Annotated in this window: 1 protein-coding gene; it reads right to left on the reverse strand. The window is 63.7% G+C overall.

The window, feature by feature from the left end:
• Nucleotides 1-150: 150 nt before the first annotated feature.
• Nucleotides 151-331: response regulator transcription factor (locus ACLZOT_RS51020; RefSeq protein WP_416976121.1), on the reverse strand; the 181-nt coding region annotated here is incomplete at its 5' end.

Here is a 331-nt window from a genome sequence, read left to right on the forward strand (position 1 = left end):
GTGTCTGAAGCGCATGCTGCGCCTCCTTGTCGGGGAGTTGAGGGGCATGACTGAGCCTCACGCCCATTCATGGTGCGGTGAGAATAGAAAGGTCTGGACCACAGGTCAATAGGTCTGGACCACTTGCCAGTCGGCCCGGGCTGTGCCCGACTAGATCCCCAACTCCTGTGCCAATACGGCGGCTTGGACCCGGCTGCGCAGTTCCAGCTTGCCCAGCAATCGGCTGACATGTGTCTTCACGGTCGCCTCGGCCATGTCGAGCCGGGCCGCGATATCGGCGTTGGACATGCCCTCGCCCAGGCAGGACAGCACCTCGCGTTCGCGGCGGGTG

Source organism: Streptomyces sp. 4F14, from assembly GCF_048159485.1.
Taxonomy (GTDB): Bacteria; Actinomycetota; Actinomycetes; order Streptomycetales; family Streptomycetaceae; genus Streptomyces.